Genomic DNA, 25,845 nt, shown 5'->3' with positions numbered 1-25,845 from the left:
CTATATTATTTTTTTATTGAAGAAATATTGATTGATGATATTTTTTTATGTGAAAATTGCGAAGATTTAATGGCTACATATATTGTATTTGCCATTAAAACTACTAGTAATGATATTCCACTAATAGCTAACGATCATGCTTGAAATTGACCTTCATATAATTGAGTACCCAAAGTTTCTGTATTTGAAACAATTCTAGTAATTATGAAGTCATCAAAAGAAAGCGTCATTGTGATTACAAATGTAAACCCTATTGAACCTAACATATAAACAAAATAAGTTTTAAATCATGTTTTAAATTTTGAATAGCCTAGATCTTGGCTAGCTTCAAAGATATTTTTTGAAAATTTATCACTTTTTGGCAACATAATTAATATTCCATAAGGAAGAGTCATTACTGTATGTGAAATTATTGCCCTAAAAAATCCTTCGTTGGTTGCTTTTAGTGTGGTAAAAAATATAAGATTTAAAACAATTGCTAGCGTTAAACCAGTAATAACATCAGGATTAATTAAAGGAATATTTGATGTTGATTGCACATATGCTCTAACTGTTTTATTTTTATGCCTTCAAAGTGCAAAAACCGTCATCAATGAAAGTAATATAACAAAAATATATGTTGAAATTCCTAGTAAAAAAGAATTAACAAATGCAAGTCAATGTGATTTTGAAAAAAGTTCCACATACGCTTCATAAGAAGTTCTATTTCATGAGGTTACAGAAAATATTCCTTTATCCGAAGGTGCATTAAAACTATATATTGTTCCAAAAATGATTGGAATATATAAACAAGCAAGAATTATTAATACATAAGAATACTTCAAAAATTTTTTAAATTTATTCATATATTCCTCCTTGCTTTCTTTTCGAAATTAAATAAGGTATTCCATAAATAATTCCATATATTGTTAATAAAACAGCTAAAGTGATAATAACTAATGTAGAGGCATTTGCTAAGTCGTAAGGGTTTGCTGTGTTAGCAAACTGATTTATAAGATTTCCTATAAGTTGCTTTTGACTACCATTTGGTAACAATTTATCTGAAAGAATTATTGATGTTGCCGACATCATAAGAACAACTCCAAAACCGCTTAATATAGCCTTCATGCAGTAAGGCAATATAACTTTAAAAACAGTTTGCGTTTTTGAATATCCCAAATCTTGAGATGCTTCAATTATATTGTTGGGCATATCCTTAATAACTTGATATAATGGCATTACCATAAAAGGGATATACAAATATACCATTCCAAAGATTAGAAAGAAATTATTATTCAATTCATTTTCATCAAATATTGCAGAAAATAAACCTCTAACTGCTAAAGCTTTTGAAATTGTAAATATTGCAAGCGGGCTTAGAATCAATGTTAATCCTAAAGTTCTAAATATCATTGATTTACTTCTTGCAATAATATAGGCATATGGAAAACCAATAATTAATGCAAAAAACGCTGCACATATTCCAGTTCCGATTGATCTAAGGATAATCATTCAGGTTGATGATTTACCTGCTATTTCCCAGTTTGCAAGATGGCCTTGTCCTTCTAGTGGTTTGAATGCATAAATAAATATCAAAATTAATGGCAAAATAATAAATAAAATTGAAAATACTAAATAAGGAATCAGCAAAGAAAGTTGTAATTTGTTTGCACCCAAAAAGAATTTTGCAAATTTACTACTTTTTTTAGTTTTTTTGTCTATTTCTTTATAAGAAGTTGATTTCAGTTGTTTTTCCATTATTAATCTCGTTTTGTTCTGCTAGTTCCTTAGCAAATTTAATATCCTTTTTCATCAAATGAATTGAATCTTTGTATCAATCTAAATATACTTCTTTACCCACTTCATAGTTTATTGATGTTTCCATTTTTATTATTTTATTTTTTACTAAAACCTCATAATTGTAGTAACTACCACTATATGTTGATTTAATTATTTTGCCGATAAATTTAGATTTGGCTTTTACTTTGGTAACATAAACATCTTCGGGTCTGATTAATGCATCAAGATTTTCTCCTGGTTCAAATTCCTTGTGAATAGTATCGAAAATTTTGCCCATAAATTTAACTTTATTTTCATCAATAAATACAGCATCAAAGAAATTAGATTCGCCTATAAAATTTGCTACTCATTTATTTACTGGATAATCATATAAATCTTTTGGCGAAGCAAATTGTTCAACCTTACCATCTCTGATAATGGCGATTCTATCACTTAATTGCAATGCTTCATTTCTATCGTGAGTAACAAAAATAAACGTAATTTTTAATTCTTTTTGAATATCCCTTAATAATGTTTGCATTTTTTGCCTAATTTTAGCATCTAAGGCACTTAATGGTTCATCTAGTAGAAGAATTTCGGGTTCAATAACAAGAGAGCGAGCAAGTGCAACACGTTGTTTCATACCACCAGATAGGAAATTAACATTTTTCTTTTCATTTCCCTTCAAACCAACAAGATCCATGATTTCTGATACTTCTTGGTTCATTTCATTATTTGTTATTTTTCTTGTTAGATATCTTTTTTCATAATTTTCAGTTTTTAAATCTTTAAAATTTTCTCAATATGAGTATTTGAAATCCATGTCATCAATTCAAGATTGGTATTTGTTCCGTTTCTTTTCAGGAAGTTTTTGGTTTTCAAGAATCTTTTCATATTGCGCCATTGTTTTATCAAGCTTCTTCATTTCGATAGAAGCTTTTTTTGTTCATTTTTTCTGTTGATATTTTAATTTATTGTAAAAGCTTTTAGGGATATCATCTTTTGGTATTCTCTTTAATCTAAGACCATATTTAATGTTGTTTTCTACATTTAAATGAGGGAATAATGCATAATCTTGAAAAATTGTGGAAACATCTCTTTTATGTGGACTTAAGTCTTTGATATCTTTGCCAAAAAATTTAACCTCACCTCTAGTAACTCATTCAAAACCGCCAATAATTCTCAATATGGTTGTTTTTCCTGAACCTGACGGACCTAATAATGTTATAAATTCACCTTTATTTATTGACAAGTTAACATTATCTAAAACTGTTTTATCTTCAAATTCTTTAACCACGTCTACTAATTGAATTATTGGTTCTTCTTTTTTGTTTGGTGTTTTAATTTTATTTTCCATTTTTCTCCTAACATGAAATTAAATAATATTATGATTTTGTTTTTTGAAAGTAATAATCTATTATTTTTGTTTTTAAATTTAAATCAAGTGGTTGGTAAATTCTGTGATTGATTTTTTTATTAAATTCTGGATTGAATATCTCCAAAGCAGTTTTATCAACTTCCTGATTTTTATTCAAAAAGTACCATTTTTCAATAAAATTTTTTACATTTTTAAAGCCTGGTGTGTAATTTATTGAATGAAAATTGTTTACAATGGGTAAATTCATTGTTTCAAATGCTTCTTTGAAATAGTCAAAATAATCTGCAAAAAAATCTTTTTTAATGTCTTTAATTTTTTTGGGCATAGACATGTTTTTGTCTGCAAATAGCTCATTAACAATTTCATCTTTTTTTAATTTGCTGTCTTTTGATATTAGATTCAACACTTCTTTCAAATATTTTGTTTCAATATCTTGGAGTGAATATTCAGCTCCCTTTATAACATTTTCATATAATATTTTTAATAAATTATCAGCATCGTTCTCAGATGTTTCTCTTGAAATTATTCAAGCATCAATATTCATATAAGTATTTTTTGGCCTTTTAAAACCAATATGTGGAATATTACCTAATTTTTTAAAATTGTCTTCCCCATAATAAGCATCTAAGGCATCTCCATTATACATAATTGAAACATCTGCCTTGCCATTAATCGGCTCTATTATTGAACTAACTAACTCTTGTCCATCAGTAGCTAATTTATTTGTTTTAGAATTTTTTATACTTTCTCCTGTTGCATCCTTAACTAAAGAAACTCAATCATTAATAATCTCTTTAAAATTTTCGTGATTTATATCTGCTCATTCGTTTTGCTTAGAAAAATATTTTAATTTGTTAAGAGATTCATAACCATAAAATTGACCAATCATAGCATTATCTTGAAATCAATTTGTTCAATATACTCTAGGGTTTTTGTATTTAGAAACAAGCGTCTTAATGATATCTTTTCAAGAACTTAAACTTTCTAAATCGTTAAAGTTTTCATTAGATTTTAAATTGCTTCTTTCAGTAAATTTATTTGGACTTTTATCTGTATTATAAACAACCATTTTATCCATTATAAAATAAGGAATTAAAAATTCATAAAAGTGGTCAATTCCCTTTTTTTGATCAATTTCAAAACCCGAAATATTGTTATTTTCATCATAATAAATAAAAGGTAAGAATTTGGTGTGACTAATATTTTGCCAATCATTTTGAATGATGTTTTTAGGATTTATTTGTCTTATTTTTTTAATGATAAATTTTTCAAATAGATCAAAATGTTTATTAACAATTTCTGGATAAAGATTCTTTATTTGGGTTGAATCATTAAATTTTGAATTATTAAACAATTTTGCAAAGTTAATTTTTCTTAATTTTTTTTCAAGAATTAGTTGAGCAATTTGATAATCACTTCCAACTCCGGCAACGGCTTTTTCATTATTTATTGCTCTCGTAAACTCATCTAGATTTGTAAAGGCGTGATATGAATAATTTTGTTTTAATTTGGTAATTATTTTCTTATCTAAGTATGATTCATAGTTATATATACTTACTTTAAATGGGGAGCTAATTTTAAAAAATAAAATTATTAAAAATAATCCAAGTGTTAGTAAGGCAATTATTGCTATAAAAATAACTCTCGTTCTATGTGTAGTTAATCGTTTCACCTTAATATCCTAACTGTTTTATTTTGAATTCATTATCTACCCAATCTTCGCTAATTTTTACTTTAATATTTAAAAAGACTTTGTGATTAAAAATTTTTTCCATTTTATGTCGTGAATCAATAGAGATTTTTTTAATCATTTGACCGTCTTTTCCAATTAAAATAGGTTTCTGAGACTTCTTTTTAACATAAATTAAAGCATAGATCTTGTAATCTTCATCTTCGTTTTTATCATCAAATTGTTCGATCTCAACCGCAATTGAGTGTGGCAATTCAAATTTTAAATTGTTTATAGCAGTTTCTCTAATTATTTCTTTTGCCATAAACCTTAATGTTATATCCCCAATTTGATCATCAGGGTACAAAGGTTCATCTTCATAGCAATAGGTTTTAATTTCATTAATCAAATCTAAATAAGAAGTAGGCAAATTTTGTCCAATGCCAAAAACCTTTTCAAATCCAAGTTTTTTTAATTCTTCTGCTTTTTTGTCTGCTTCTTCTTTTGTATTTAATAAATCTATTTTTGAAATGACTGCAATTTTATTTTCATTATTAGTTTCGTTTATTTTTTCAATAATGAATTTATCTCCTGTTCCGATTGCTTCATTAGCGGGAGTTAAAAACAAAACAACATCAGAATTTTCAATAGCTTCATATGATTTACTATTTAATCTTTCAGATAATAAATTTTCTGCTTTGTGAATTCCTGGAGTATCAATAAAAATGATTTGATAGTCTTTATCATTGTATATTCCTCTAATGTTATCTTTTGTTGTTTGGGGTTTATCCGTAATTATTGATAGGTTAAAATTTAACACATTATTTAAAAACGTGCTTTTTCCAACATTTGGGCGCCCAATTAAGCATACATTGCAAACTTTTTTCATTTTTCTCCAATTTTTATATTCTCTTTATGTTTAATTTATTCATTATATTATCAACATGCCCATTCATTATTTTTGCTTCTTCTTCAGTAATGTGATCAAAACCAAATAGGTGAGCAATCCCGTGAGCAAAAATATAACAAAATTCTCGTCTTAAACTATGATTGAACTCCTTGGCTTGTTTTTTTATTTTCCACGGAGAAATAATAATTTGTCCTAATTCAATTTCATCCAAAAAATTTAATTCTTCTTGACTATCTAGTGGGAAACTTAAAATATCAGTTGTATAGTTTTTTTGTCTGTGTAAGTTATTTAACTTTTTCATCTTTTTAGCAGTTACAAACATTACATCAACACAAAGTGATTTTTTTGCACCAAATTCTATTTTTGATTCTTCTAAAATATCTAAGAAATCTTTCATAAAATTAAAACGATGAAAGCTTTGGTTTTTAAAATTAATTCTATTCATATTTTATTAATTATAAAGATAATATTCTTTTTTAAACTAAATAAAAACAAAAAAATATTTATTTTTTTAAAGCGAAAATTTTTCGCTTGTTTGCAACAATTTTTTTGTTATGGCTAATTTCAATAAAAATAGCCCTATCTTGGTAGTTTAAAATTAAAAATTTTAATTTAAGAAAAATTTCATTTGTAATGTTTTCAAAAGCCTCATCCAAAAGAATAAAATAATATTTCTGGCAAAAAAGTCGCATTATAATTATGAATTCCTTCTGGCCGGATGATAGGTTATTTCCCCCATTTTCAATATATTTATTAAGAGGTAAGTTCATATCTAAAAACAAGTTATTTAAATTATATTTTTTGAAATTTTTAAGAAAAATATTTTCCTTTATATTGTCTTTCTTACATATGCAATCCATTAGATTTTCATAGCAAAAATATTCATTGTTTTTATTTAAAAAGCAGGCATCTAATCATGACTTTTGACTAATATGCTTTAAATTTATATTATTGACAAAAATGTGGCCTTGATTTAATCAATAAACTTTAAATATAGCATTCAAAATTAAACTTTTACCAACTCCATTTTTCCCTGATATTTCTAGATTGTTTTTAATTGTTAAATTAAGATTTTTTATAACGTTTTTTGAACCAATATTTATTGAAGTATTTAATATGTTTATTTTATTTTGCTTCTGGGGTTTGAATGATATATTTCCATCCTTGTTTTGTGTGATTTCTAATAAATATTTTATTCTTATTATTCCTTGTCTATTTATTGAAGAATTTGAAATCAGGAAGACTAAATTTACAATAGGGGAATTCAAAAAAATTGATATTGATCCATATAATGTAATGTTTGTAAAATTATCTTTATTTTTTATAAATAATCAAGCGCCAGTAAATACAATGGTTAATTGAATAAAATCTCAAATAAATGTAATAAATGAATCCTTTGTTTCATTAAATATTCCTAGATTATATTGAGTGTTAAACAACGATTGAAATAATTTAGAGTTCGAATTATTTAAATCATTTGTCCTATATTCATAATTTAAAAAATAATTATTGAACATTTTAATTGATTTTATCTTTAAATTTATTAATTCTGTTGCTTTTTTTGATTGATATTTTAAACTGAATAACGAGATTGCAAAGGTTATTGAAATGCCTAATAAGCAAATTAATAATATTCTATAGTTAAACAGACCTAAAAGCAGTGTTGAACTAATAAAAATAATTATATTTTCAAATAAAAACAAAAATAAACCCGCCTTATATTCTGCAATGGTTGAAATACTTAATATTCTTGCCATAAAATCATTTTGGTTAATTTTTTGCAGGTCTTTTTGACTTGCAAATTTTAATCTTTCTTTGACTAACAAATATAACTTTTTTTCATAATAAAAAGTTAGCTTATTAATAATAATCTTTTTAAATAATCAAGTAATTGCCTTTAATATTGCAATTCAACTAAAAATAATTAATATTGCTAGCAATCTATTATTAGCGTTTTCCGATCATAAAACGCTTAAAACATATTTAATATAAAATGAAGAAGAAAGCATAAGAGCATTGAATAAAATTGCCAAAAATATACTAATTATTGTTAACTTTGTGTTTTGTGTTAGATATAGATTATAGTTAATTTTTGTGCAATTTGGGGTTTTAGATTTTTTACTTAATATAACTACAACATTTATTAATTTATTTTTAAATTCATTAATTTCTAATCTATAATTCAAAAATTCAGAATCACATAGATAAACAAAGGTTTTATCAATTCTTTTAACAATTGTATAATGCAAAAAATTATCATTTTTCAATATTGTGACAAATGGAAATGAAATATCATTTAAATTTGAAATAAAACTTAAAAAATCTACTGTGTAAATATTAGTATCAAACCCCACAAAATCAGAAATTTTCTTAAATGAATATAGCGACACTCCTTCTTCGTCGTATATCGTGTTTTTCTTTAAAAAATTTATATCTGCCTTATATTTAAAAAAGTGGCAAATCATTGCTTGCAATGTATAAATTGCGCAATCTTTAACGCTGTCTTGTTTATTTATTCACATATTTAAATTATTGATTGAAAAAGTTTATTTTTTTTGAAATGGCGAAAAGTTGGAGAAACTTTATTTTTATGGTTATTAATATATTAAAAAAACTTGTATAATTTTAAACATGAAAAAACAAGCAATTATGACAAAATTTTTACTTTGTATAGGAAGTGTCGCTCCTATGTTTGCATTGCCACTAGTTGCGGCAAGTTGTAACAAAACAGCAACCATAACTCTCAATTCAAAAGCGAAAGAATCATTTGAAAAATATGGTTATCACGTTAAGGGTTCTGCACTTGATTTTAATAAAAATAATTATTCAGTAAGTAACCCAATATCGCCAAGAGATTCCTTGTACAAATTAACAAAAAATTTAAAAGATGAAAAAGGAAATCCAATTTATTTTAGAGATGCCAACGGAAATTTATTAAAATTTAAGGGTAAAAAATTGGAAAATGGTGAAATAGAATTTGATAGAGATGCCAACGGAAACTACATTTATGACAAAGAAAATGGATATCCAAGATTGAAAGAAGTATTGAATAATGAACTCGAAGTAATTGATGGAAAACCAGTGCAAAGAGTTTATAGAGAATTTTTTAGCAGATTTTTAGATTTTAATAATATTTCTCCAAATTACGATTTTAGAGTTTTCTCTTTTACGTGAGAGGAATTAATTAATTATTTTCCTGCTACAAAAAATGATTCGAGATACTGACCTTATCGAGATAATCCAAGAGCATTATTTTTAGTTTTATATTGAACTTTAAAACAAAATGAAGCAGCTCCTAATTGAAAATCAGATTTCCTAGATCCAAGTATTGAATCATTGTTAGCTAAGGGAAAAAATAGAAATGTTAATACTTCTATTGAGGAAGCACCTTGACCTTTTTATAAAGGAATTATGAAGGGAAATAAGGATGCGTTTTGAAGCAATGCTTCAGAACCCATAACTGCTATTTTTGAAAAGTCATAAAAGAAGGTAGATTATGAAAACTATAAGAACAAGATATGCACCGAGCCCAACTGGGTATTTGCACATTGGTGGTGCAAGAACTGCATTATTTAACTATTTATTTGCAAAACATTTCAATGGCACTTTTGTTTTTAGGCTAGAAGATACTGATGTTGCTAGAAACGTTGTCGGAGGTGAAGAAAGCCAATTAAATAATTTAGCGTGACTTGGTATCATCCCTGATGAAAGTCCTTTAAAACCTAATTCAAAATATGGTGCATATCGTCAAAGCGAAAAATTACCAATTTATCAAAAACTTGTTGAAGAACTAATTCAAAATGGACACGCTTATAAAGCATACGATTCAGAGGAAGAATTAGCAATGCAACATAAACAATCAGAGGAAGCGGGCGTTGCGTCATTTCGTTATAATCCAAATTGATTGCAAATTTCTAATGAAGAAAAGCAAAGAAGAGAAGAAGCTAAAGAATATTCAATAAGATTAAAATTGCCAGCAAATAAAGATTATGCTTGGAATGACTTAGTAAGAGGCAAAATCTCAGTTAATAGTGATGATATAGGAGATTTTGTTATTATGAAAAGTGATGGTTATCCAACATATAATTTTGCAGTTGTTGTTGATGACCACCAAATGGAAATTTCACATGTACTAAGAGGCGAAGAACACATCACAAACACACCAAAGCAATTAGCAATATACGATGCATTTGGATGAGAACCCCCATTATTTGGACATTTAACTATTATTACGAATATGGAAGGAAAAAAGCTTTCAAAAAGAGATAAAACTTTAAAACAATTTATTGAAGACTATAAAAATGAAGGCTATCCCGCAGCAGCAATAATGAATTTTTTAGCCTTGTTAGGTTGAACTTCCGGAGATAAGCAAGAATTAATGAATAGAGAAGAATTAATTGCAAAATTTGATCCAGAAAGATTGAGCAAATCACCATCTAAATTTGACATTATAAAAATGGATTGATTTGCAAAGCAATATATGAAAAATATTTCTAATGAAGAGTTAATTAAAAAAATAAACTCTCCAAAAGAACATGAATGAAATGAATTATTTGTTGAAACTTATAAACAATCAAGTCCAACGATTTCAACATTAAAGAAAGATTTAGAAATTTATTTAAACCCAAAAGAAAATTGCGACTTAGAGTTGGAAAGATTAGATGTTGTAAAAGTTTTTTATAAAGAGTTAATTTCAAGAGAATTCAATATAGAAAATATACAAAAAGCAATTGATGAAACAAAAACTATCTTGAATGTTAAGGGAAGAGATTTGTTCATGCCAATTAGAAAGGCAACAACATTTGAGGAACATGGCCCTGAACTTGCAAAGGCAATCTATCTTTTTGGGGCTGAATTAGTTTTTAAGAGATTAAATGGAATTATTAAAATATAGTTTAATTACAAAAAACGAATTCAATAATGAACCCTCTAAAACGATAGAAACAGAATTTGTTCCATATACTGAAGAAGTTGTTGATGAATTTATTCATATAAATTTTATTGATAATAATAATCAGGAATGTGATTTATTGGTCAATAGTGATACTTTAAAAATAAAATATTCTGGTTCATATATCGAGTTACAAAAAAACAAAAGAGTAAGCAATAAAATTCAAGAATTTTCTCTAGATTTTTATTTAAAAGATGTTTTTATTGAAGGAAACAAGATATCTGCTCATTATGATATTTTAGTTGGTAGTGATGTTATTGCAAGTAATATAATTAACATTCAAACAAAGACCGAAAAATAGCAAACAAAAATAGAGTTTTGCTATTTTTTTGTAAGTTTTTATAAAATAATTTTTCTTGTGTGTATCATTTATTTATGTTTTATGGTGAATATGTGTGATTAAATATAATATTTTTAATATTAGGATATTTAATTGGCTCTTTTAATTTGGCAATAATAATAACTAAATTAAGAGGAAATGATATAAGAAAAATTGGTTCGCAAAATCCTGGAGCAACAAACGCATTAAGAAATTTTGGAATAAAATTTGCAGCATTAGTTTTTGCTTTTGACATTTTTAAGGCCTTTTTAGCAACAATCATTGCATTTTTAATTAAAAAATATCTAAGAAATCTTGAATATATTTTTCCAATGTTGGCAGGGCTTGGCGCAGTAATTGGGCACGTCTTTCCAATTTATTTTAAATTTAAAGGTGGCAAAGGAGTAGCTTGCTTTTTTGGAATAATGCTTGCATATAATTTTCTATTATTTTTAATTTTTGTAGCAATATATGTAATACTAGTTTTTTCAACAAAATATGTTTCACTTGCTTCATCAATAAGTTGTGGAATAATTCCTTATTTAGGTTTAATTTATATATTTTATGCAGGAACAATATTCGGCTATATGCAACAAAATGTCGTATATCCCGCACATGTAATTATTTTAATATTGGCTTCACTCATAATAGTTGTTAAACATATACCCAATTTTAAACGAATATTTAAACATACAGAACCAAAAATTTTCAGCAAAACAAAAAAGCATAAAAACATTGACTCGTAATTCTTTGATTACGAGTTTTTGTTTTCATTCTTTAAGTTATTGATATAATTTAGGCAAAAAGGGAAATATATAAAATAAGGAGTTAAAATAGTGGAAAATGAAAAAGCTTGTAAAAATAAAAGTCTAGAAATAATAGACAATTTTTTAAGTAATTTAGAAGATCATGAAAAAACACAATTAAAGCAAATTCAATTGAAATGCGCCAATACAATTTAAAAAAGTTGGTAAAAATTAAAAATTTGACAAAAGAATTCAAAATAAAAAAAGAAAAAATAAAAGTTGTAGATAATTTGAATCTCGAAATTTATAAGAATCAAAACATTGCTCTATTAGGTGGGAATGGAGCGGGAAAAACTACAACAGTTGAAATGCTTATAGGAATTTTAAAACCAACCTCAGGTAATATTGAATATTATTTTAATGATGGATCAAATCATAATGAAAGTGCACAAACAAACATAGGAATTCAATTTCAGGATTCTTCATATCCTCAAGGTTTATCGGTTAATGATGTCATCTATTCAATGAACAAAATCTATGGCAATAAAAGTTCACCAGAAGAATTGCAAAAACTTATAAAGATTTTTGGGGTTGATGAATTTATAAATAATAAAGCTTCTTCCTTAAGCGGGGGCCAACATCAAAGACTTAATGCATTGCTTGCAATAATTAATAAACCAAAGTTGTTAATATTGGACGAATTAAGTACAGGTCTTGACATAAAAATAAAAACAAGATTGGTATCATTTTTGAATGAATATATCAAAGAAATTGATTGTACTTTGATTTTAATATCTCACGATATAAATGAAATTGAAATTCTGGCAGATAGAATTATTATTATGAATAAAGGTAGAATTGTCCTTGATGCTTTGAAAAGCGAAATAATTGAAAAATACGGATCAATATCCCTATGTCTTAAGGAATATATTTAAAATTATGAAAAATAAAGAAATTATTAAAAAAAACAATAATACTGAGGCTAACAAAAACAAGTTTTTAGGAATATTAGCAATTATTAATAAACATTTTTGAAAATCATTTGTAGGACCATTTTTTGCATTCGGCTATCCAATTATTTTTGTTGCTATTTTAGGAACGATATTTGGTTATGAAATGATTTTGGGAAGTACAATAACCATTGGGCCGGTGGCAATAGCCTGCATTTCACTGCCAACAGCAATATTTGAATTTAAAAAATCCACAATTTTAAAAAGAATTGGCGCCTCTAGCATTAAGCCTAAATCGTTTTTGGCATATACAGCAATATTTTATTTGATTATAATGATTTGTTCTGGCCTTTGAACAATGCTAGTTGCCTTAATGTTTTTTTGCGAATATTTTAAAACCGGTCGTTCTTTAGGAACAATTAATAATATAAAAATAGGGGAAGCAAGTCTAAATATAACTTTATACGGAAGCAGTATTAAAGAGATGTTTTCAAGGATATTTTGACCAGGTTACATATTTAGCTTTGTCATTATAATTTTTGTAAGTATATCTGTTGGATTGTTCATTATAAGCGTTTCAAAATCAGTCTTAACTATTCAAGCAATCGGTTGTTCACTATTAATAATCACAATGTTCTTATCGGGTCAAGTGTTGCCTATTTCTCAAATTTCAAATATAAAAGGAATGTGATATGTCTCTTATTTAACACCCTTTAAGAGTGCAATAATTCAAAACACAATTTCTTTTCAAGGACAAGCATCCTTATCAAATGAGTATAATATTGCTTCAATAAAGGCAACTCTTAACATCGGAAATGAAATAAAAAATATAGATTTATTAAAACCTTTTTCAAGTGCTGATTCAAGCAATAAAATCTATACAATTGAAGAACTTCAAAAATACATTGAAGGTGTTACAAAATATGCAAATTTATTGAAAGAAGCAAATAGCAAAGATCTAATTGCAAGGTTAACAATTTTGAAATTCTTGAATCAACAAAAAGATTTATTTCTAGCAAATAATAATGCATTGCCAGCCAATACACCAATTGGAATAAAATATAGTCAATATAATATATTTAATATTAACAACGAATATAAAACACTAAATATTTTAAATGTTTATCAACCTGTAATTTTAAAATATTCAACCATTGCTGAAGCATTCAATCAAAATGGTTTAGACCAATTGTTAAAGAATAATGAATTTGCAAACTATTTTAAATTTTTAGACAGTAGTTACATTCAATTTTCAAATAACGTTTTAAGCAATGATAGTTTAACAAAAATAGGTTCAAAAACAGAAAATTTATTGAACTTCATATTGCCTTGAATTTGAATTGTAATATTGAGTTTATTGTCAATAAAAACATTTGCTTGAAATACAAGATAATAAGTTTATAAAAAATAATTTATTTTATAATTTTGATATGAAAAATATAAATAACAAAATTAATTTAGTTCTAGCGGGAACTGGACAATTTTCCGCCAAAACTTTTGAACCTCTTTTAAATGACGAAAGGTTCAATGTTTTGGCATTTATTTCTCAGCCAAATAGGAAACTAGATCGAAACAAAAATGTAATTGAAACAGAAATTTTTAAACTTGCCAAACAGTATGATATAAAAGTTTTTCAACCTCAAAAAATAAAAGAAATTTTGCCCGAACTTAGTGCAATGGATTTTGACTTTTTTATTACGGCTTCATTCGGACAATTTATACCTGATTCAATATTAAAATTACCTAAAAAAATGCCCTTGAACGTTCACGGAAGTTTGCTTGAAAAATATCGTGGAGCTGCGCCTGTGCAATATGCATTACTCAATGGTGATATTGAAACAGGAATAACATTAATTGAAATGGTAAAACAAATGGACGCAGGAGATATCCTAGAATCCTCGAAAGTGAAAATTGATTCTGCAGATACAGCAATTGAAGTATTTGATAAATTAGCAGATGTGGCCTCAAAAAATCTTGGTAATTGATTGTTTGAAATTTACAACGGCCAATATAATCGAGTGGCTCAGGATGAATCTAAAGTAACATTTGCTCCTAAGATATTAAATGGTATGGAAAGAATTGATCAAAGCGAAAATCTTTCAAGTGTTATAAACAAAATCAGAGCTTTTAATGACGAACCAGGTGCTTATTTAATTTATCAAAATAAAAGATTAAAAATCTTCCGGGCTTCAACAACAAAAATTAGTACTCCATTAAAAATAAAATTTAATGATGGATATTTATATTTAATAGAATATCAATTTGAAGGGAAAAAAAGAGTAAGAGTTTAAAAATGTCAAAATTTGCTTTTTTAGAATTTTTAAAAAAAGAAACTTCAAAACCATATTTTGAAGTCTTAAAAAAATTAACTATGTTGCCTAATGTAACGCCAAAGCCAAACAGAGTATTTTTTGCATTTAAAAATTTTGATTTTGACAACCTAAAGGTTATCATCATTGGTCAAGATCCTTATCCTAACAAAGGTGATGCAGACGGTATGTGTTTTTCAAGCAATGCAACAAAATGCCCGGCATCTTTAAAGAATATATTTATTGAAATAAAAAATGAATATCCAAATTCAACATTTGAAACCTTTTCACTAAATTATTGAAAAGACCAAGGTGTATTACTTTTAAATTCAATTTTAACAAACATTGAAGGAAAGACATTGGCACATAAGAATTTAGGTTGAGAACTATTCAATCAAAATTTATTAACAGAAATTAATTCGTGTTATAGCAATATTATTTATTTAATTTTAGGAAATAACGCCAGAGATTTTATAAAAAACATTGATATGTCTAAACAAATAATAGTTTACGCGCCACATCCTTCACCTCTTGCTGCATATAAAGGGTTTTTTGGCTCAGACGTTTTTAAAAAAATAAATTTTAAACTTAAATCATTATCAAAAGATGAAATCGATTGATCTACTAAAAAATAATTAAATTTATATTTATAATTATCATATCTAATAATTCATTAAACAAAGATAAAGGATATTCTATGAAGAAGAGTAAAAAAATAATTTTGTCTATTTTAGGAGCAAGTTCTTTAATTTCATTACCAATAGTAGCAATATCGTGTTCAAAATTGACATCAAAGCAACAACAAGTTAAATCAAAAATAAAGCAATTACTTGATATGGCAAAAAAGATACCATCTGCTGGTGAAATTATGAACCAATATGAGAAAATGATAAAAGATGAAGAAATTGCAAAACTAAATGATCAACAATGCGACGCAATCTTATTTAGCATAGATTTAGTTATTAATCAACTTAAAAATATTAAATAATAAAATTAGCTTTTAGTAAGGCTAATTTTTTATTATTTTTAATTTAATTAAAAATATTAAAAATTTTCTCTTTATTTTATGTTTTTACGTTCTAAAAAATATTAATCATTATAATTTAATTATCTAAAAGATATTTATTTAAAAATTAGAAAGGAATAAAATGAATTCTATTTATTATGAAACTAAACGTAATAAAGATATGCTTTTAACAGCAGTTTATGAAGGCTCAAACGCTAGTTTAAATATTGCCAAGAAAGATAATCATATTACAGAAGATTTTAAAAAAAATGAAGCATTTATTTACATACCAAAAACTGTAGATAACTACTTTAGTTTTTTAAAAGTAGTTGACAAAATTCTAAGTTCAAATAGAAGAAATTATCAAATTAATATTGCTTCTTTTGTTAAAGAAAATGTTGTGTCAACAGAAGAAGTTTTTAGAGCATTTGTATCTAAATTAGCATTTAAAAATGCAAATCTTTATTCAGCAAAAACTAAAGAAAACAAACAAGAAAAGACAATAACATTGTTTTATGCTGATAAATCGTATGAAGAATTAGTTGAAAGATTGTCAATAATTCTTGAAGCAACAAATAAAGCCCGCAGTTTGCAAATGACACCCCCTAATGTCGCAACTAGTGAATATATCGCTAAGGTAGTAAAAGAAGATTTAGAAAATATTCCTGGACTATCAATAAAAGTTTTAGATCGTGATAACATCAAGAAAAATAACATGGGACTTATGTTGGCAGTAAATTCGGGTTCTTCTTATGAACCAAGAGTTTTAATTGCTGAATATAATGGCAATCCTGAAAGTAAAGAAAAATATGTTTATGTAGGAAAAGGAATTACATTTGATACCGGAGGATATAACACCAAAGGATACTACATGGATGGCATGAAATTTGACATGTCTGGTTCTGTTATTGTTGCATATGCAGTTAAAGCAATTGCTCAACTAAAATTAAAAGCAAACGTAGCAGCAATAATGATGATTACAGATAACGCAATAGATACACACCCAACAATGCCTGAATCAGTAATTAAATCAATGAGTGGTTTAACAGTTGAAATTACTGATACTGATGCTGAAGGAAGATTAGTGTTGGCTGATGGTTTATACTACGGTGCCTCGAAATTGAATGCTTCATTATTGATTGATGCCGCAACTTTAACCGGTTCGATGGAAAGAGCATTAGGAAAGACGTATTCAGGAATTTGATCAACTTCTGAACAAAGATGAGAAGATTTTGACAAAGCGGCAAAAATTGCTCATGAAAAGGTTTGAAGAATGCCCCTACATGATGATTATGATAAACCAAATAAAGAATCTAAAGTAGCTGATCTTAATAATTACAACAACAGTGAAAAATCAGATTGTAATACAGCAGCAATGTTCTTAAAACATTTTACAAATAATGTTGACTATATTCATTGCGATATTGCAGGAACCGCTGACAATAAAGGAGTAGGACTAGGAATTTTAGTTTCTACCTTTGTTGAATTAGCAGCAAATCAAAAATAATAAGGAGAATAGTATGCAATTAATTAAACAATTATCAACAAAGCGCAATGATCATTTGTTATTGAAAGCAATATTTGAAGATGAAATTTTGCCAGAATTTTTAGTTAAAGAAACAGAAGCAATAACAGATTTTATTGATAAAAAAGTTTCGTATATTTATCTAGGCAAAAAGCAAGAATTACAATACAATTCTTTATATTCATTGGCACAAGATTTAGCATTGAATGCTGCCTACGATTATCAAATTGATCTTTCTTCTTTTGTAACAGAAAATTTAACAATTAATGATGTAGTTGATGCATTCACAAAAGGAATAAATTTCTCAGCTGCAAAGTTATACAATAAAAAGACATTTACATACAAAGAAAATCCAAACAACATAGAATTGTTTATAGAACAAGCGTCTCAATCAGTAATTGATTCATTCAATAAAGCAAGAATATTAATTGAATCTCAAAACTGAGCAAGAAATTTGGGCATTACCCCTCCTAATGAATTAAATTCTGAACAATTAGCTAAAATAGTTGTTGAAGACTTTAAAGAATATAAAAATTTATCAGTTAAAGTTCTTGAAAAGAAAGAAATTGAAAAATTGGGTATGGGATTATTACTATCTGTGAATAGAGGTTCAGTTTATGAACCTAGAGTTGTAATAATTGAATATAAAGGAAATCCTGATTCAAATCAAAAAACAGTTTTAATTGGTAAAGGAATTACCTTTGACTCTGGCGGTTACAACATTAAAACAGGTCGCAACATGTTAGGAATGAAATATGACATGTCAGGTTCTGCAATAGTTGCATCAGTTTTGAAATCTGTTGCCCAATTAAAACCAAAAACAAATGTATCAGCAATTATGTGCATTACTGACAATAGAGTTAATGGAGATGCATCATTACCTGATTCAGTTTGGACTTCAATGAGTGGAAAAACTGTTGAAATAAATAACACTGACGCTGAAGGTAGATTAGTTATGGCTGATGGCTTGTACTATGGAGCTGATGTGTTAAAAGCAACAAGATTAATTGATGTTGCTACATTAACTGGTGCAATGGTTGCAGCCCTAGGAGACACATATACAGGTATTTGATCAACAACTGAAAAAGCATGAAAAGAAATTAGTGATGCAGCAACCATTCAACATGAGTTGATATGAAGAATGCCTTTTGACTCGGACTATGAAGAATTTATGAAGGGTTCAATTGTTGCAGATTTGAAGAATACAGACTATACTGGACATGCAGGTTCTTGTTCAGCAGCAATGTTCTTAAAAGAATTTACAAAAGGAATTGAATATATTCATTTAGACGTTGCAGGAACTAATGATATTGATGAAAAACCAATGTTTGCAATGACAAAAACTTTGACAGAATTAGTGTTAAAATAAGGCTTAAAAATTTCGGAAAAATAACCGAAATTTTTATTTTTGTTTATTTTTTTAAAAAATAGTTAAAATTTAATAGTTATGATTTAAAAAACTGTTCTCGTATATATAAACTCGTATTTAAAAATATAATTTATCAAAATTTAAAACCCTTGGTGGGTTTATTTTAGGAGAAACATGTTTGAATTTATTCAAAAAATTAGACGTATTAAAAAAACAAAACAACATAAATTAACAGTTTTTGAAATTTCTTTATTTGCTTTACTTTTAGCTATTTATATAATTGCCGCTATCTTAGAAAGATTTGTTTTTAAAGGAATAATGAATATTAATATTACTTATGCAGTATTCATTATTTTCGGCTTGGCATTGGGACCGTGAAAGGGTGCATTTTTAGGTATACTATGTGATACACTAAATCAGGTTATTAGAGGAATAAGCACATGAATGATTGAATATGCGTTAGTGCCTGTTTTTATTGCTTTAATAAGTGGCTGATTATTAAGATTAATGTATGCTAAACAAAAGATTACATGAATAATTGGATTTAGTTTTTTAAGCATAATAACAGCAATTTTTGTAATAGTTTTAGCAATTCACGGTAACAATTTGCCAATAAATGAAACAGCAGTAAAACGCACCAAATTAATACCAATCAGAATTGTTTTATCTATTGCTATTGTAGGATTGGCATTTATTTGAATATCTTCTATAACCTTTTTAACTTTATTTATAAAAAATAGAAAATTTTCTGTAAAAAGCAATGTTGTACTTTTATTTAGCATTTTGTTGGTTGTGTTTTTCACTTTAATGTTGTGTAGATGATTTTGAGGACCATTTGCATATATAAATTATCATAATAGATTTAGATCAGGCAATTGAGATTACAAAACTTATTATCCAATATTTATGATTCCAATAATAGCAAAAACTCTTATTGAAATACCAATATATACCGCAGTTATTTTCGTACTCTATCCAATAATAATTATGATTAGACAAAGAATATTATTTTATACAAGTAAAATATATTCATATTAATCGATAATAAATTATTTGCTTAATATATATGTATTTTTTAAAAAATAAACCTTTTCTTCCATTTATATGATCTCATTCTTGCTATTTTAATATAAAAATATTTTTATGCACTAAATAACATAAAATAATTTTACAAATATTAAAAATAATAAAAAAATGGAGAGAAAAAATGAACAAAAAAAGCAAAAAGATCGTTCTTCCATTAGCAATTTTTTGTGGCGGATTATCAATAGCTGCCATCGCTACCGTAGCAATAAGATCGTGTCAAAATAAAGTGGATAAAAAGGCGCAAAAAGAATCACTATTTAAGAAATTTAAAATTTTTCAAGAAGAATTGCAGTCATTGTTAGAAGATAAAAACATTCAGGGAATTGATTTAATTGAAGAACAAAACGTTCTTGCTAATTCCAAAATGATTAGCATTGAATCACCAATTGATAATATTAATCAAGAAATTTTTAAGATAAAAAGTTCGATTAATTCATTAAATGCAAAAATTCAAAAGCAAATCATGCAAAAATTACTTGCCGCAGCAAAGAAACAGTTGGAAAATATTATTAATGTTATGAGAATGTTGGACAATAAATTAATTGATAATGATGTTGATATTCAAAAAACTAAGAAAGATTTAAATTCACAAATTATTAATGCATTAGAAATTTTTAACAAAAATAATATAGACGAAATAAATAATTTAAATAAATCATTAACTTTTAAAATTTCTGAAGTTGAAGATATATTGATCAAATTTAAGCAATCGAAAGAACAAGAATTTGAAAAATTACAAAAAACTAGAAAATTAGTTGAAGAATTTTTGGCCAAAGATGTTGTTAAATCCGATTATTATGCAAATATAGTTAGAAATCTTAATAGAGAAGTTTCAAGACGAGGAAACGTTTCAATTAGTTCTAATAAATCAGAAATAGTAGCTGCAAATATTAATTTAAATGAAGTTTTAAAACAAAGTAAAGAATTTGTTGAAAATGATATGCAAAAATTAAGGGATAGTTTAATTTCTTTAATTGTAGAAGCAAAGGAATATATTGAAAATAAAATGCGCCCTAGAGATAAATACAATGCATACATCGAAAGAATAGAAGGATCTATTAGAAAACATAATATTAGTACTCTACATACAAGAGAAGAAATAATACAAGTAATTAATGAAATTTCAGTTGAATATCTTAATGCTAAAAAATTATTAATAAATAATAGTCTAGATGATGTAAATAATAGTTTGCAAAAATTTAATAAGTTAGATAGTGGTGTAAAAGATCCAGATTTCTTAGGTGTAACACAACAACTAAATGAAATAAAACAAAAGGCATTGCAAGAATTAACAAATATTAAAAATAATTCTAGTCAATTGGCAACTATTGCAGAAGCGTCAAAATATGAAAATAATATACAGGAAATCCAAGAAAAATTTGTTAAAGATTTAATAAAAATATTTGACGGAAATATAAACACAGATAGGATTAATTGACTATTTCACGATTGAAATACTGCTCCATATAATCGTGGTGAGGTTTTAAAAGAAACCGATGGACTTTATTTTGAAGGTATCTCATCCGAATGAAATAATAAATTTGCTAAAAATGCTGTTAAATTTTAACAATCCCAATACGAAATTGACAAATCTAAAAACACTGTAGTCGAAACAAAAGAAAAGAAAATATTATTTAAGAATATGACCTTTGATGAATATGTATCTAACTTTAATAAAACAATGTCAGAGGTTGAAAAAAGATTATGATTTTATTGTGATGTTGTTTGAAAAAAGATTTTATCAAACTTTAAAGAACACAAAGCCACAACAACAGTTCGCAAGATCGGACCTTATTCTACGACAATGACCAGAATTGATCCAAATAAATCAATATACAAAGAAGTTAATGATACTATAAAACGCTTAGAACAAACCGGAAAATATGCCTCAAAAATTTCTGAATGAAAAACTAAATTAGACGAATTAACGTTAAAATTACCAAACAATTCAAATCAATTAGAATCTATCAATAAATGAGTTGAATGATTTGGACTTAAAGATGCACCTGAAGGAATGTTTGAATATTTTAAGGAAGTTAATAAAACTCCTTGACTATTGAAATCACTTGATTTAAACAAAGAATTAGAGAAATTTCTTACAGAATTAAAACAAAACCCAGAAAATTAAACAAATATCTATATTTTAAAAACCGCCTTTATAAGGTGGTTTTTAAAATATAAAAAAAGAGAGATTATTTTTCAAAACCTCTCTGTGCAACTACAATCTGTATGCATTTTAACGCATACATAATAATTATAGTTTATTTGTTATTAATAATTATTCATTTTTTTGATTAAGGTTATTTTCAGCATCTGATTCAATTTCTTTGAATTCATTTTCTGATAATTTTCTGTCATTGTCTTCTAAATCATCATCTAAAATTTTTGTTGCTGCAACAATGTTTGTGGTTCTTCCTTTTAGATTTACTAATTTAACACCTTTAGTATTTCTACCGGTTATTGCAACATCTTTTAAAGAAAATCTAATTGCAACACCATCGCTTGTTAAAACTATTAGATCTTCAACTCCGTGAACAGTTGCAGCATAAATTAATTTACCAGATTTTTCTTCATTTAATGAATAAACTCCACTTGCTCCACGTCTAGTTTTTCTAAACATTGCAGCAAGTGTCAATTTTCCATATCCTTCTTTTCCAAGACTAAATATATATTTTCCTTGGTTTGAAGAAGATACAGAAACAACATTGTCTTCAACATCGTCAATTTTAATTCCCTTAACACCATAGGCCATTCTTCCCATTGATCTGATTTCGTTTGAATCAAAACGGCAAATTTTATTATTTGAGGCAGCAATAAAGATTTCATCCTCATCTTTAACAATCAATGCATCAATTAATTTGTCATCATCATCACGAATGGCAAAGGCAATTTTTCCATTTCTGTTAATACTTTCAAATAAAATTGTTGGAGTTTTTTTAACAATCCCCTTCTTAGTTGCTGTTAGTAAATATTCATTTTGTTTGTATTCATTTATTGGCAAAATTTTAATAACTTTTTCATTTTTTTGAATAGAAGGAATTACATTAACAATAGGAATACCCTTTGATTGTTTGGTGCCAACAGGAACTTCGTGACCTCTAATTCTATAAACCTTGGCAAGATCTGTAAATATCAACAAGTCCGTGTGGGTATTTGCAACTAATATATCTTGAATTGCATCATCTTTATATGTTTTTGTAGTTGATACACCAACTCCGCCTCTTCTTTGTTCTCTATATTCCTCAATATCAAGTCTTTTAATATAGCCATTATTTGTTAATGTTATAACAATATCGCGTTTTGGAATCAAATCTTCATTGTCGATGCTGCTCAATTCATCTCAATTTATATCGCTTCTACGAGCATCGCCATAAGCATTTTTAATTTCTTGCAATTCTTCAATTATCAAATTGATTAATAAGTTATGGTCGCCTAATATCTTAATGTAGTTAGCAATTCTTTCATGTACTTCATTTAGTTCTTCGTTCATTTTTTCAATTGCTAATCCAGTTAATCTTCCTAGCTTCATATCAACAATTGCTTTTGTTTGTATTTCACTAAGATTAAATGCTTGAGAAAGTTTGCTTTGTGCTTCTTGATCAGTTTTTGATTCTTTAATTATTTTAATTACGGCATCAATATTTTCAATGCAGATTTTTAAACCTTCTAAAATATGAGCTCTTGCTCTATCTTTTTCAAGATCAAATTTTAATCTTCTACTTACAACTTCAATTTGGTGTTTTAAATAAACTTCTAAGCAAGCCTTAAGGTTCAACAATTTTGGTTCGTTATTTACCAACGCAATCATATTGAACGAATAATTGCTTTGTAATTTTGTTAATTTGAACAAGTTATTTAAAACAATTTCAGGAACAAAAGATTTTTTGATATCAATTACAATTCTAATGCCATCTCTGTTTGATTCATCTCTGAAATCAGCAATTCCATCAATTTTTTTGTCTTTAATAAGTTCAGAAATTTTTTCCATGATTTCTGTTTTTTTAACTTCGTATGGAATTTCAGTAACAATTATTTTGCTTTTTCCATTTGAAAGTTCTTGTATGTGTGCTTTTGAACGAATGGTGATTGATCCTCTACCTGTGCTATAAGCTTCAATTAATCCTTTTTTATTAAATATTATTCCACCTGTTGGAAAATCAGGAGCTTGAATATATTCCATTAATTCAAAAACATTTATTTCTGGATTTTTTGCAAGTGCACAAACTGCATCAATAGTTTCACCTAGGTTATGAGGAGGAATATTTGTTGCCATACCAACAGCAATACCACTTGAACCAGAAACTAATAAATTAGGGAAACGTGATGGCAAGACAACTGGTTCTTTTTCAGTTGCGTCATAGTTGTCCATAAAGTCAACAGTATTTTTCTTAATACCATCAACCATTGCACCAGCAATCTTGCTCATTCTAGCTTCTGTATAACGCATTGCAGCAGCTTCGTCTCCGTCAACAGATCCAAAGTTACCGTGTCCATCAATTAAAGGATAGCGAAGTGAAAAATCTTGAGCCATTCTTACCATAGCTTCATATACTGATGAATCTCCATGTGGGTGATATTTACCTAAAACATCTCCGACGATTCTTGCCGATTTTTTATGTGGCGCTGTATAAAACATTCCAAGTTCACTCATACCATATAAAATTCTACGGTGCACCGGCTTTAGTCCGTCACGGGCATCAGGGAGAGCACGAGAAACTATGACACTCATTGCATATTCAATGAATGATGTTTTCATTACTTTTGATAAATTGGCAGGTTTTAAACCATTAATTTCTTTATCTAAAAGTTGGGGTTCTACTCTATAGCCTTCTTTGTCTTGAGGAATTTCTTCTTCGTCTTCTTCATCTATTTTTTTTGCTTTTGTTTCATCATCGTCACTAAAGATTTTTTTGATTCTATCATCAAAATTTGTATATTCATCTAAATCGTGGCTGTTATCTTCTTCAAAATTTTTATTTTCTTTTTTATTGTTATCATCTTCGCCAAAAAGCATAATTTACTCCATTTACACAATATAATTATATTATTATATAATTATAACAAAAAAGGCCTTTGTTATAGGCCTTTTTAATTGAAAGTAAATGCAATAAAGTTTATATTTTTGTTTAATTTGTTAAATTTTTCTTCATAATCAGTAAAAACATTTTCTATTTTGAAATTGCAATGGTGTAAATCAGACGTTTGATAAATGATTTTTGCATTGATTTCTTTTAATTCATCTATTGCAAATTGATAAAGCATATCATTATCGGTTTTAAAATAAACCACTCCGTCTTTATCCAAAACGTTTTGATAAATTTTTAAAAAATCTCTATAAACTAACCTTCTTTTATAATGTCTTTTTTTAGGTCAAGGATCTGAAAATGTTAATCAAATAGTTTTAATTTTGTTTTTAAAATAAGTTGATAAATTTATTGCATCTCCTATAATTATGTGAAAATTTTCAAGGTTGAGGTCAATTGCTTTTTTTAAAGCAGAATAGGCGGGCGTGCTGTATTTTTCAAGTCCGATATATTCTATGTCGGGGTGCATTAGGGCTAATTTTGTAAGCATGGTTCCTCTCCCCATACCAATCTCTAATATAGTATTTTTTTTATTATCAATAGGAAAATCCTTAAATGTCATTGGGCTTGCCATTAAGGATGTTTCTGCATTTTTATTAAATCTTAGTCGCATATTAATTATAATACACTAAATAAACAAAAAAAGCAACCAAAGGTTACTTTTCAAAGCATACATAGATTTATTCTAAAATGCTTAATTTGTTTAAATCACGTAATTATTATAACATATACAGCAAATCGCAAGTTGTTAAATTTGTAATATATTAAAAATAAAATTTAATTAA

24 protein-coding genes are annotated in these 25,845 nt (G+C 26.8%); 15 read left to right on the top strand and 9 right to left on the bottom strand.

What is annotated here, in order from left to right:
* Nucleotides 1-5 precede the first annotated feature (5 nt).
* The 7 genes from MHO_RS05760 to MHO_RS02465 are packed head-to-tail and all read right to left on the bottom strand — an operon-like array spanning nucleotide 6 to nucleotide 8,237.
* On the bottom strand, nucleotides 6-845 hold the full coding sequence (locus tag MHO_RS05760; protein ID WP_012855721.1) for an ABC transporter permease: 840 nt from the start codon (nucleotides 843-845) through the stop codon (nucleotides 6-8).
* Nucleotides 838-1,737: an ABC transporter permease gene (locus tag MHO_RS02490; protein WP_012855720.1), complete on the bottom strand. Its 900-nt coding sequence runs from the start codon at nucleotides 1,735-1,737 to the stop codon at nucleotides 838-840. The genes MHO_RS05760 and MHO_RS02490 overlap by 8 nt, the downstream gene beginning before the upstream one ends.
* Nucleotides 1,706-3,115 (bottom strand): ABC transporter ATP-binding protein, encoded by a 1,410-nt coding sequence (locus MHO_RS05755; RefSeq protein WP_012855719.1) that lies wholly within the window; start codon nucleotides 3,113-3,115, stop codon nucleotides 1,706-1,708. The genes MHO_RS02490 and MHO_RS05755 overlap by 32 nt, the downstream gene beginning before the upstream one ends.
* 28 nt (nucleotides 3,116-3,143) lie before the next feature.
* Nucleotides 3,144-4,808, bottom strand: a complete 1,665-nt coding sequence (locus MHO_RS05750; protein WP_012855718.1) for a type 2 periplasmic-binding domain-containing protein — start codon at nucleotides 4,806-4,808, stop codon at nucleotides 3,144-3,146.
* A gap of 1 nt (nucleotide 4,809) precedes the next feature.
* Nucleotides 4,810-5,694, bottom strand: a complete 885-nt coding sequence (gene era, locus MHO_RS02475) for a GTPase Era (RefSeq protein ID WP_012855717.1) — start codon at nucleotides 5,692-5,694, stop codon at nucleotides 4,810-4,812.
* A 13-nt stretch (nucleotides 5,695-5,707) separates the two neighbouring features.
* Nucleotides 5,708-6,160, bottom strand: a complete 453-nt coding sequence (gene ybeY / locus MHO_RS02470; protein WP_012855716.1) for an rRNA maturation RNase YbeY — start codon at nucleotides 6,158-6,160, stop codon at nucleotides 5,708-5,710.
* Nucleotides 6,161-6,218: 58 nt separating this feature from the next.
* Nucleotides 6,219-8,237: an Mbov_0121 family peptidase domain-containing ABC transporter gene (locus tag MHO_RS02465; RefSeq protein WP_012855715.1), complete on the bottom strand. Its 2,019-nt coding sequence runs from the start codon at nucleotides 8,235-8,237 to the stop codon at nucleotides 6,219-6,221.
* 109 nt (nucleotides 8,238-8,346) lie between these two features.
* Here MHO_RS02465 and MHO_RS02460 point away from each other — a divergent pair, with 109 nt between their 5' ends.
* The 15 genes from MHO_RS02460 to MHO_RS05730 all read left to right on the top strand — a co-directional run bounded on the left by MHO_RS02460 (nucleotide 8,347) and on the right by MHO_RS05730 (nucleotide 22,104).
* Nucleotides 8,347-9,198, top strand: a complete 852-nt coding sequence (locus MHO_RS02460) for a variable surface lipoprotein (protein ID WP_012855714.1) — start codon at nucleotides 8,347-8,349, stop codon at nucleotides 9,196-9,198.
* 13 nt (nucleotides 9,199-9,211) lie between these two features.
* A complete protein-coding gene (gene gltX / locus MHO_RS02455) occupies nucleotides 9,212-10,609 on the top strand; it encodes a glutamate--tRNA ligase (protein WP_012855713.1) in 1,398 nt (465 codons plus the stop codon).
* Nucleotides 10,590-10,967: a hypothetical protein gene (locus tag MHO_RS02450; protein ID WP_012855712.1), complete on the top strand. Its 378-nt coding sequence runs from the start codon at nucleotides 10,590-10,592 to the stop codon at nucleotides 10,965-10,967. The genes gltX and MHO_RS02450 overlap by 20 nt, the downstream gene beginning before the upstream one ends.
* 92 nt (nucleotides 10,968-11,059) lie before the next feature.
* The gene (gene plsY / locus MHO_RS02445; protein ID WP_232500344.1) at nucleotides 11,060-11,731 is read left to right on the top strand and encodes a glycerol-3-phosphate 1-O-acyltransferase PlsY; all 672 of its coding nucleotides are present in this window, start codon (nucleotides 11,060-11,062) and stop codon (nucleotides 11,729-11,731) included.
* A 90-nt stretch (nucleotides 11,732-11,821) separates the two neighbouring features.
* The gene (locus MHO_RS05745) at nucleotides 11,822-11,947 is read left to right on the top strand and encodes a hypothetical protein (protein WP_257614243.1); all 126 of its coding nucleotides are present in this window, start codon (nucleotides 11,822-11,824) and stop codon (nucleotides 11,945-11,947) included.
* Nucleotides 11,929-12,666 (top strand): ABC transporter ATP-binding protein, encoded by a 738-nt coding sequence (locus MHO_RS02440; RefSeq protein WP_012855710.1) that lies wholly within the window; start codon nucleotides 11,929-11,931, stop codon nucleotides 12,664-12,666. The genes MHO_RS05745 and MHO_RS02440 overlap by 19 nt, the downstream gene beginning before the upstream one ends.
* Before the next feature lie 4 nt (nucleotides 12,667-12,670).
* Entirely contained in the window at nucleotides 12,671-14,074 is a 1,404-nt protein-coding gene (locus tag MHO_RS05740; RefSeq protein ID WP_012855709.1) for an ABC transporter permease, read from the top strand.
* Nucleotides 14,075-14,111: 37 nt separating this feature from the next.
* A complete protein-coding gene (fmt, locus tag MHO_RS02430) occupies nucleotides 14,112-14,972 on the top strand; it encodes a methionyl-tRNA formyltransferase (RefSeq protein WP_012855708.1) in 861 nt (286 codons plus the stop codon).
* A gap of 2 nt (nucleotides 14,973-14,974) precedes the next feature.
* Complete coding sequence (locus tag MHO_RS02425; RefSeq protein WP_012855707.1) at nucleotides 14,975-15,625, top strand: uracil-DNA glycosylase; 651 nt, start codon at nucleotides 14,975-14,977, stop codon at nucleotides 15,623-15,625.
* A gap of 62 nt (nucleotides 15,626-15,687) precedes the next feature.
* Nucleotides 15,688-15,978, top strand: a complete 291-nt coding sequence (locus tag MHO_RS02420) for a hypothetical protein (RefSeq protein ID WP_041359639.1) — start codon at nucleotides 15,688-15,690, stop codon at nucleotides 15,976-15,978.
* A 160-nt stretch (nucleotides 15,979-16,138) separates the two neighbouring features.
* Nucleotides 16,139-17,503, top strand: a complete 1,365-nt coding sequence (locus MHO_RS02415; protein ID WP_012855705.1) for a M17 family metallopeptidase — start codon at nucleotides 16,139-16,141, stop codon at nucleotides 17,501-17,503.
* A 13-nt stretch (nucleotides 17,504-17,516) separates the two neighbouring features.
* Entirely contained in the window at nucleotides 17,517-18,890 is a 1,374-nt protein-coding gene (locus MHO_RS02410; RefSeq protein WP_012855704.1) for a M17 family metallopeptidase, read from the top strand.
* A 174-nt stretch (nucleotides 18,891-19,064) separates the two neighbouring features.
* Nucleotides 19,065-19,928, top strand: coding sequence for an ECF transporter S component (locus tag MHO_RS05735; protein ID WP_012855703.1), 864 nt, complete (start codon nucleotides 19,065-19,067; stop codon nucleotides 19,926-19,928).
* 169 nt (nucleotides 19,929-20,097) lie between these two features.
* A complete protein-coding gene (locus MHO_RS02400; RefSeq protein WP_012855702.1) occupies nucleotides 20,098-21,543 on the top strand; it encodes an Lmp related protein in 1,446 nt (481 codons plus the stop codon).
* A 75-nt stretch (nucleotides 21,544-21,618) separates the two neighbouring features.
* Nucleotides 21,619-22,104, top strand: a complete 486-nt coding sequence (locus tag MHO_RS05730) for a hypothetical protein (RefSeq protein ID WP_012855701.1) — start codon at nucleotides 21,619-21,621, stop codon at nucleotides 22,102-22,104.
* A gap of 150 nt (nucleotides 22,105-22,254) precedes the next feature.
* Here MHO_RS05730 and gyrA read toward each other — a convergent pair whose 3' ends face one another.
* Both gyrA and trmB read right to left on the bottom strand, forming a co-directional pair.
* Nucleotides 22,255-24,990: a DNA gyrase subunit A gene (gene gyrA, locus MHO_RS05725; protein WP_012855700.1), complete on the bottom strand. Its 2,736-nt coding sequence runs from the start codon at nucleotides 24,988-24,990 to the stop codon at nucleotides 22,255-22,257.
* 74 nt (nucleotides 24,991-25,064) lie between these two features.
* Complete coding sequence (gene trmB / locus MHO_RS02385; RefSeq protein WP_012855699.1) at nucleotides 25,065-25,673, bottom strand: tRNA (guanosine(46)-N7)-methyltransferase TrmB; 609 nt, start codon at nucleotides 25,671-25,673, stop codon at nucleotides 25,065-25,067.
* Nucleotides 25,674-25,845 lie beyond the last annotated feature (172 nt).

Origin of the sequence: Metamycoplasma hominis ATCC 23114 (assembly GCF_000085865.1) — a bacterium.
In the GTDB taxonomy this organism is placed as follows: Bacteria; Bacillota_I; Bacilli_A; order Mycoplasmatales; family Metamycoplasmataceae; genus Metamycoplasma; species Metamycoplasma hominis.
This window is presented reverse-complemented; position numbering and strand designations above follow the sequence as displayed.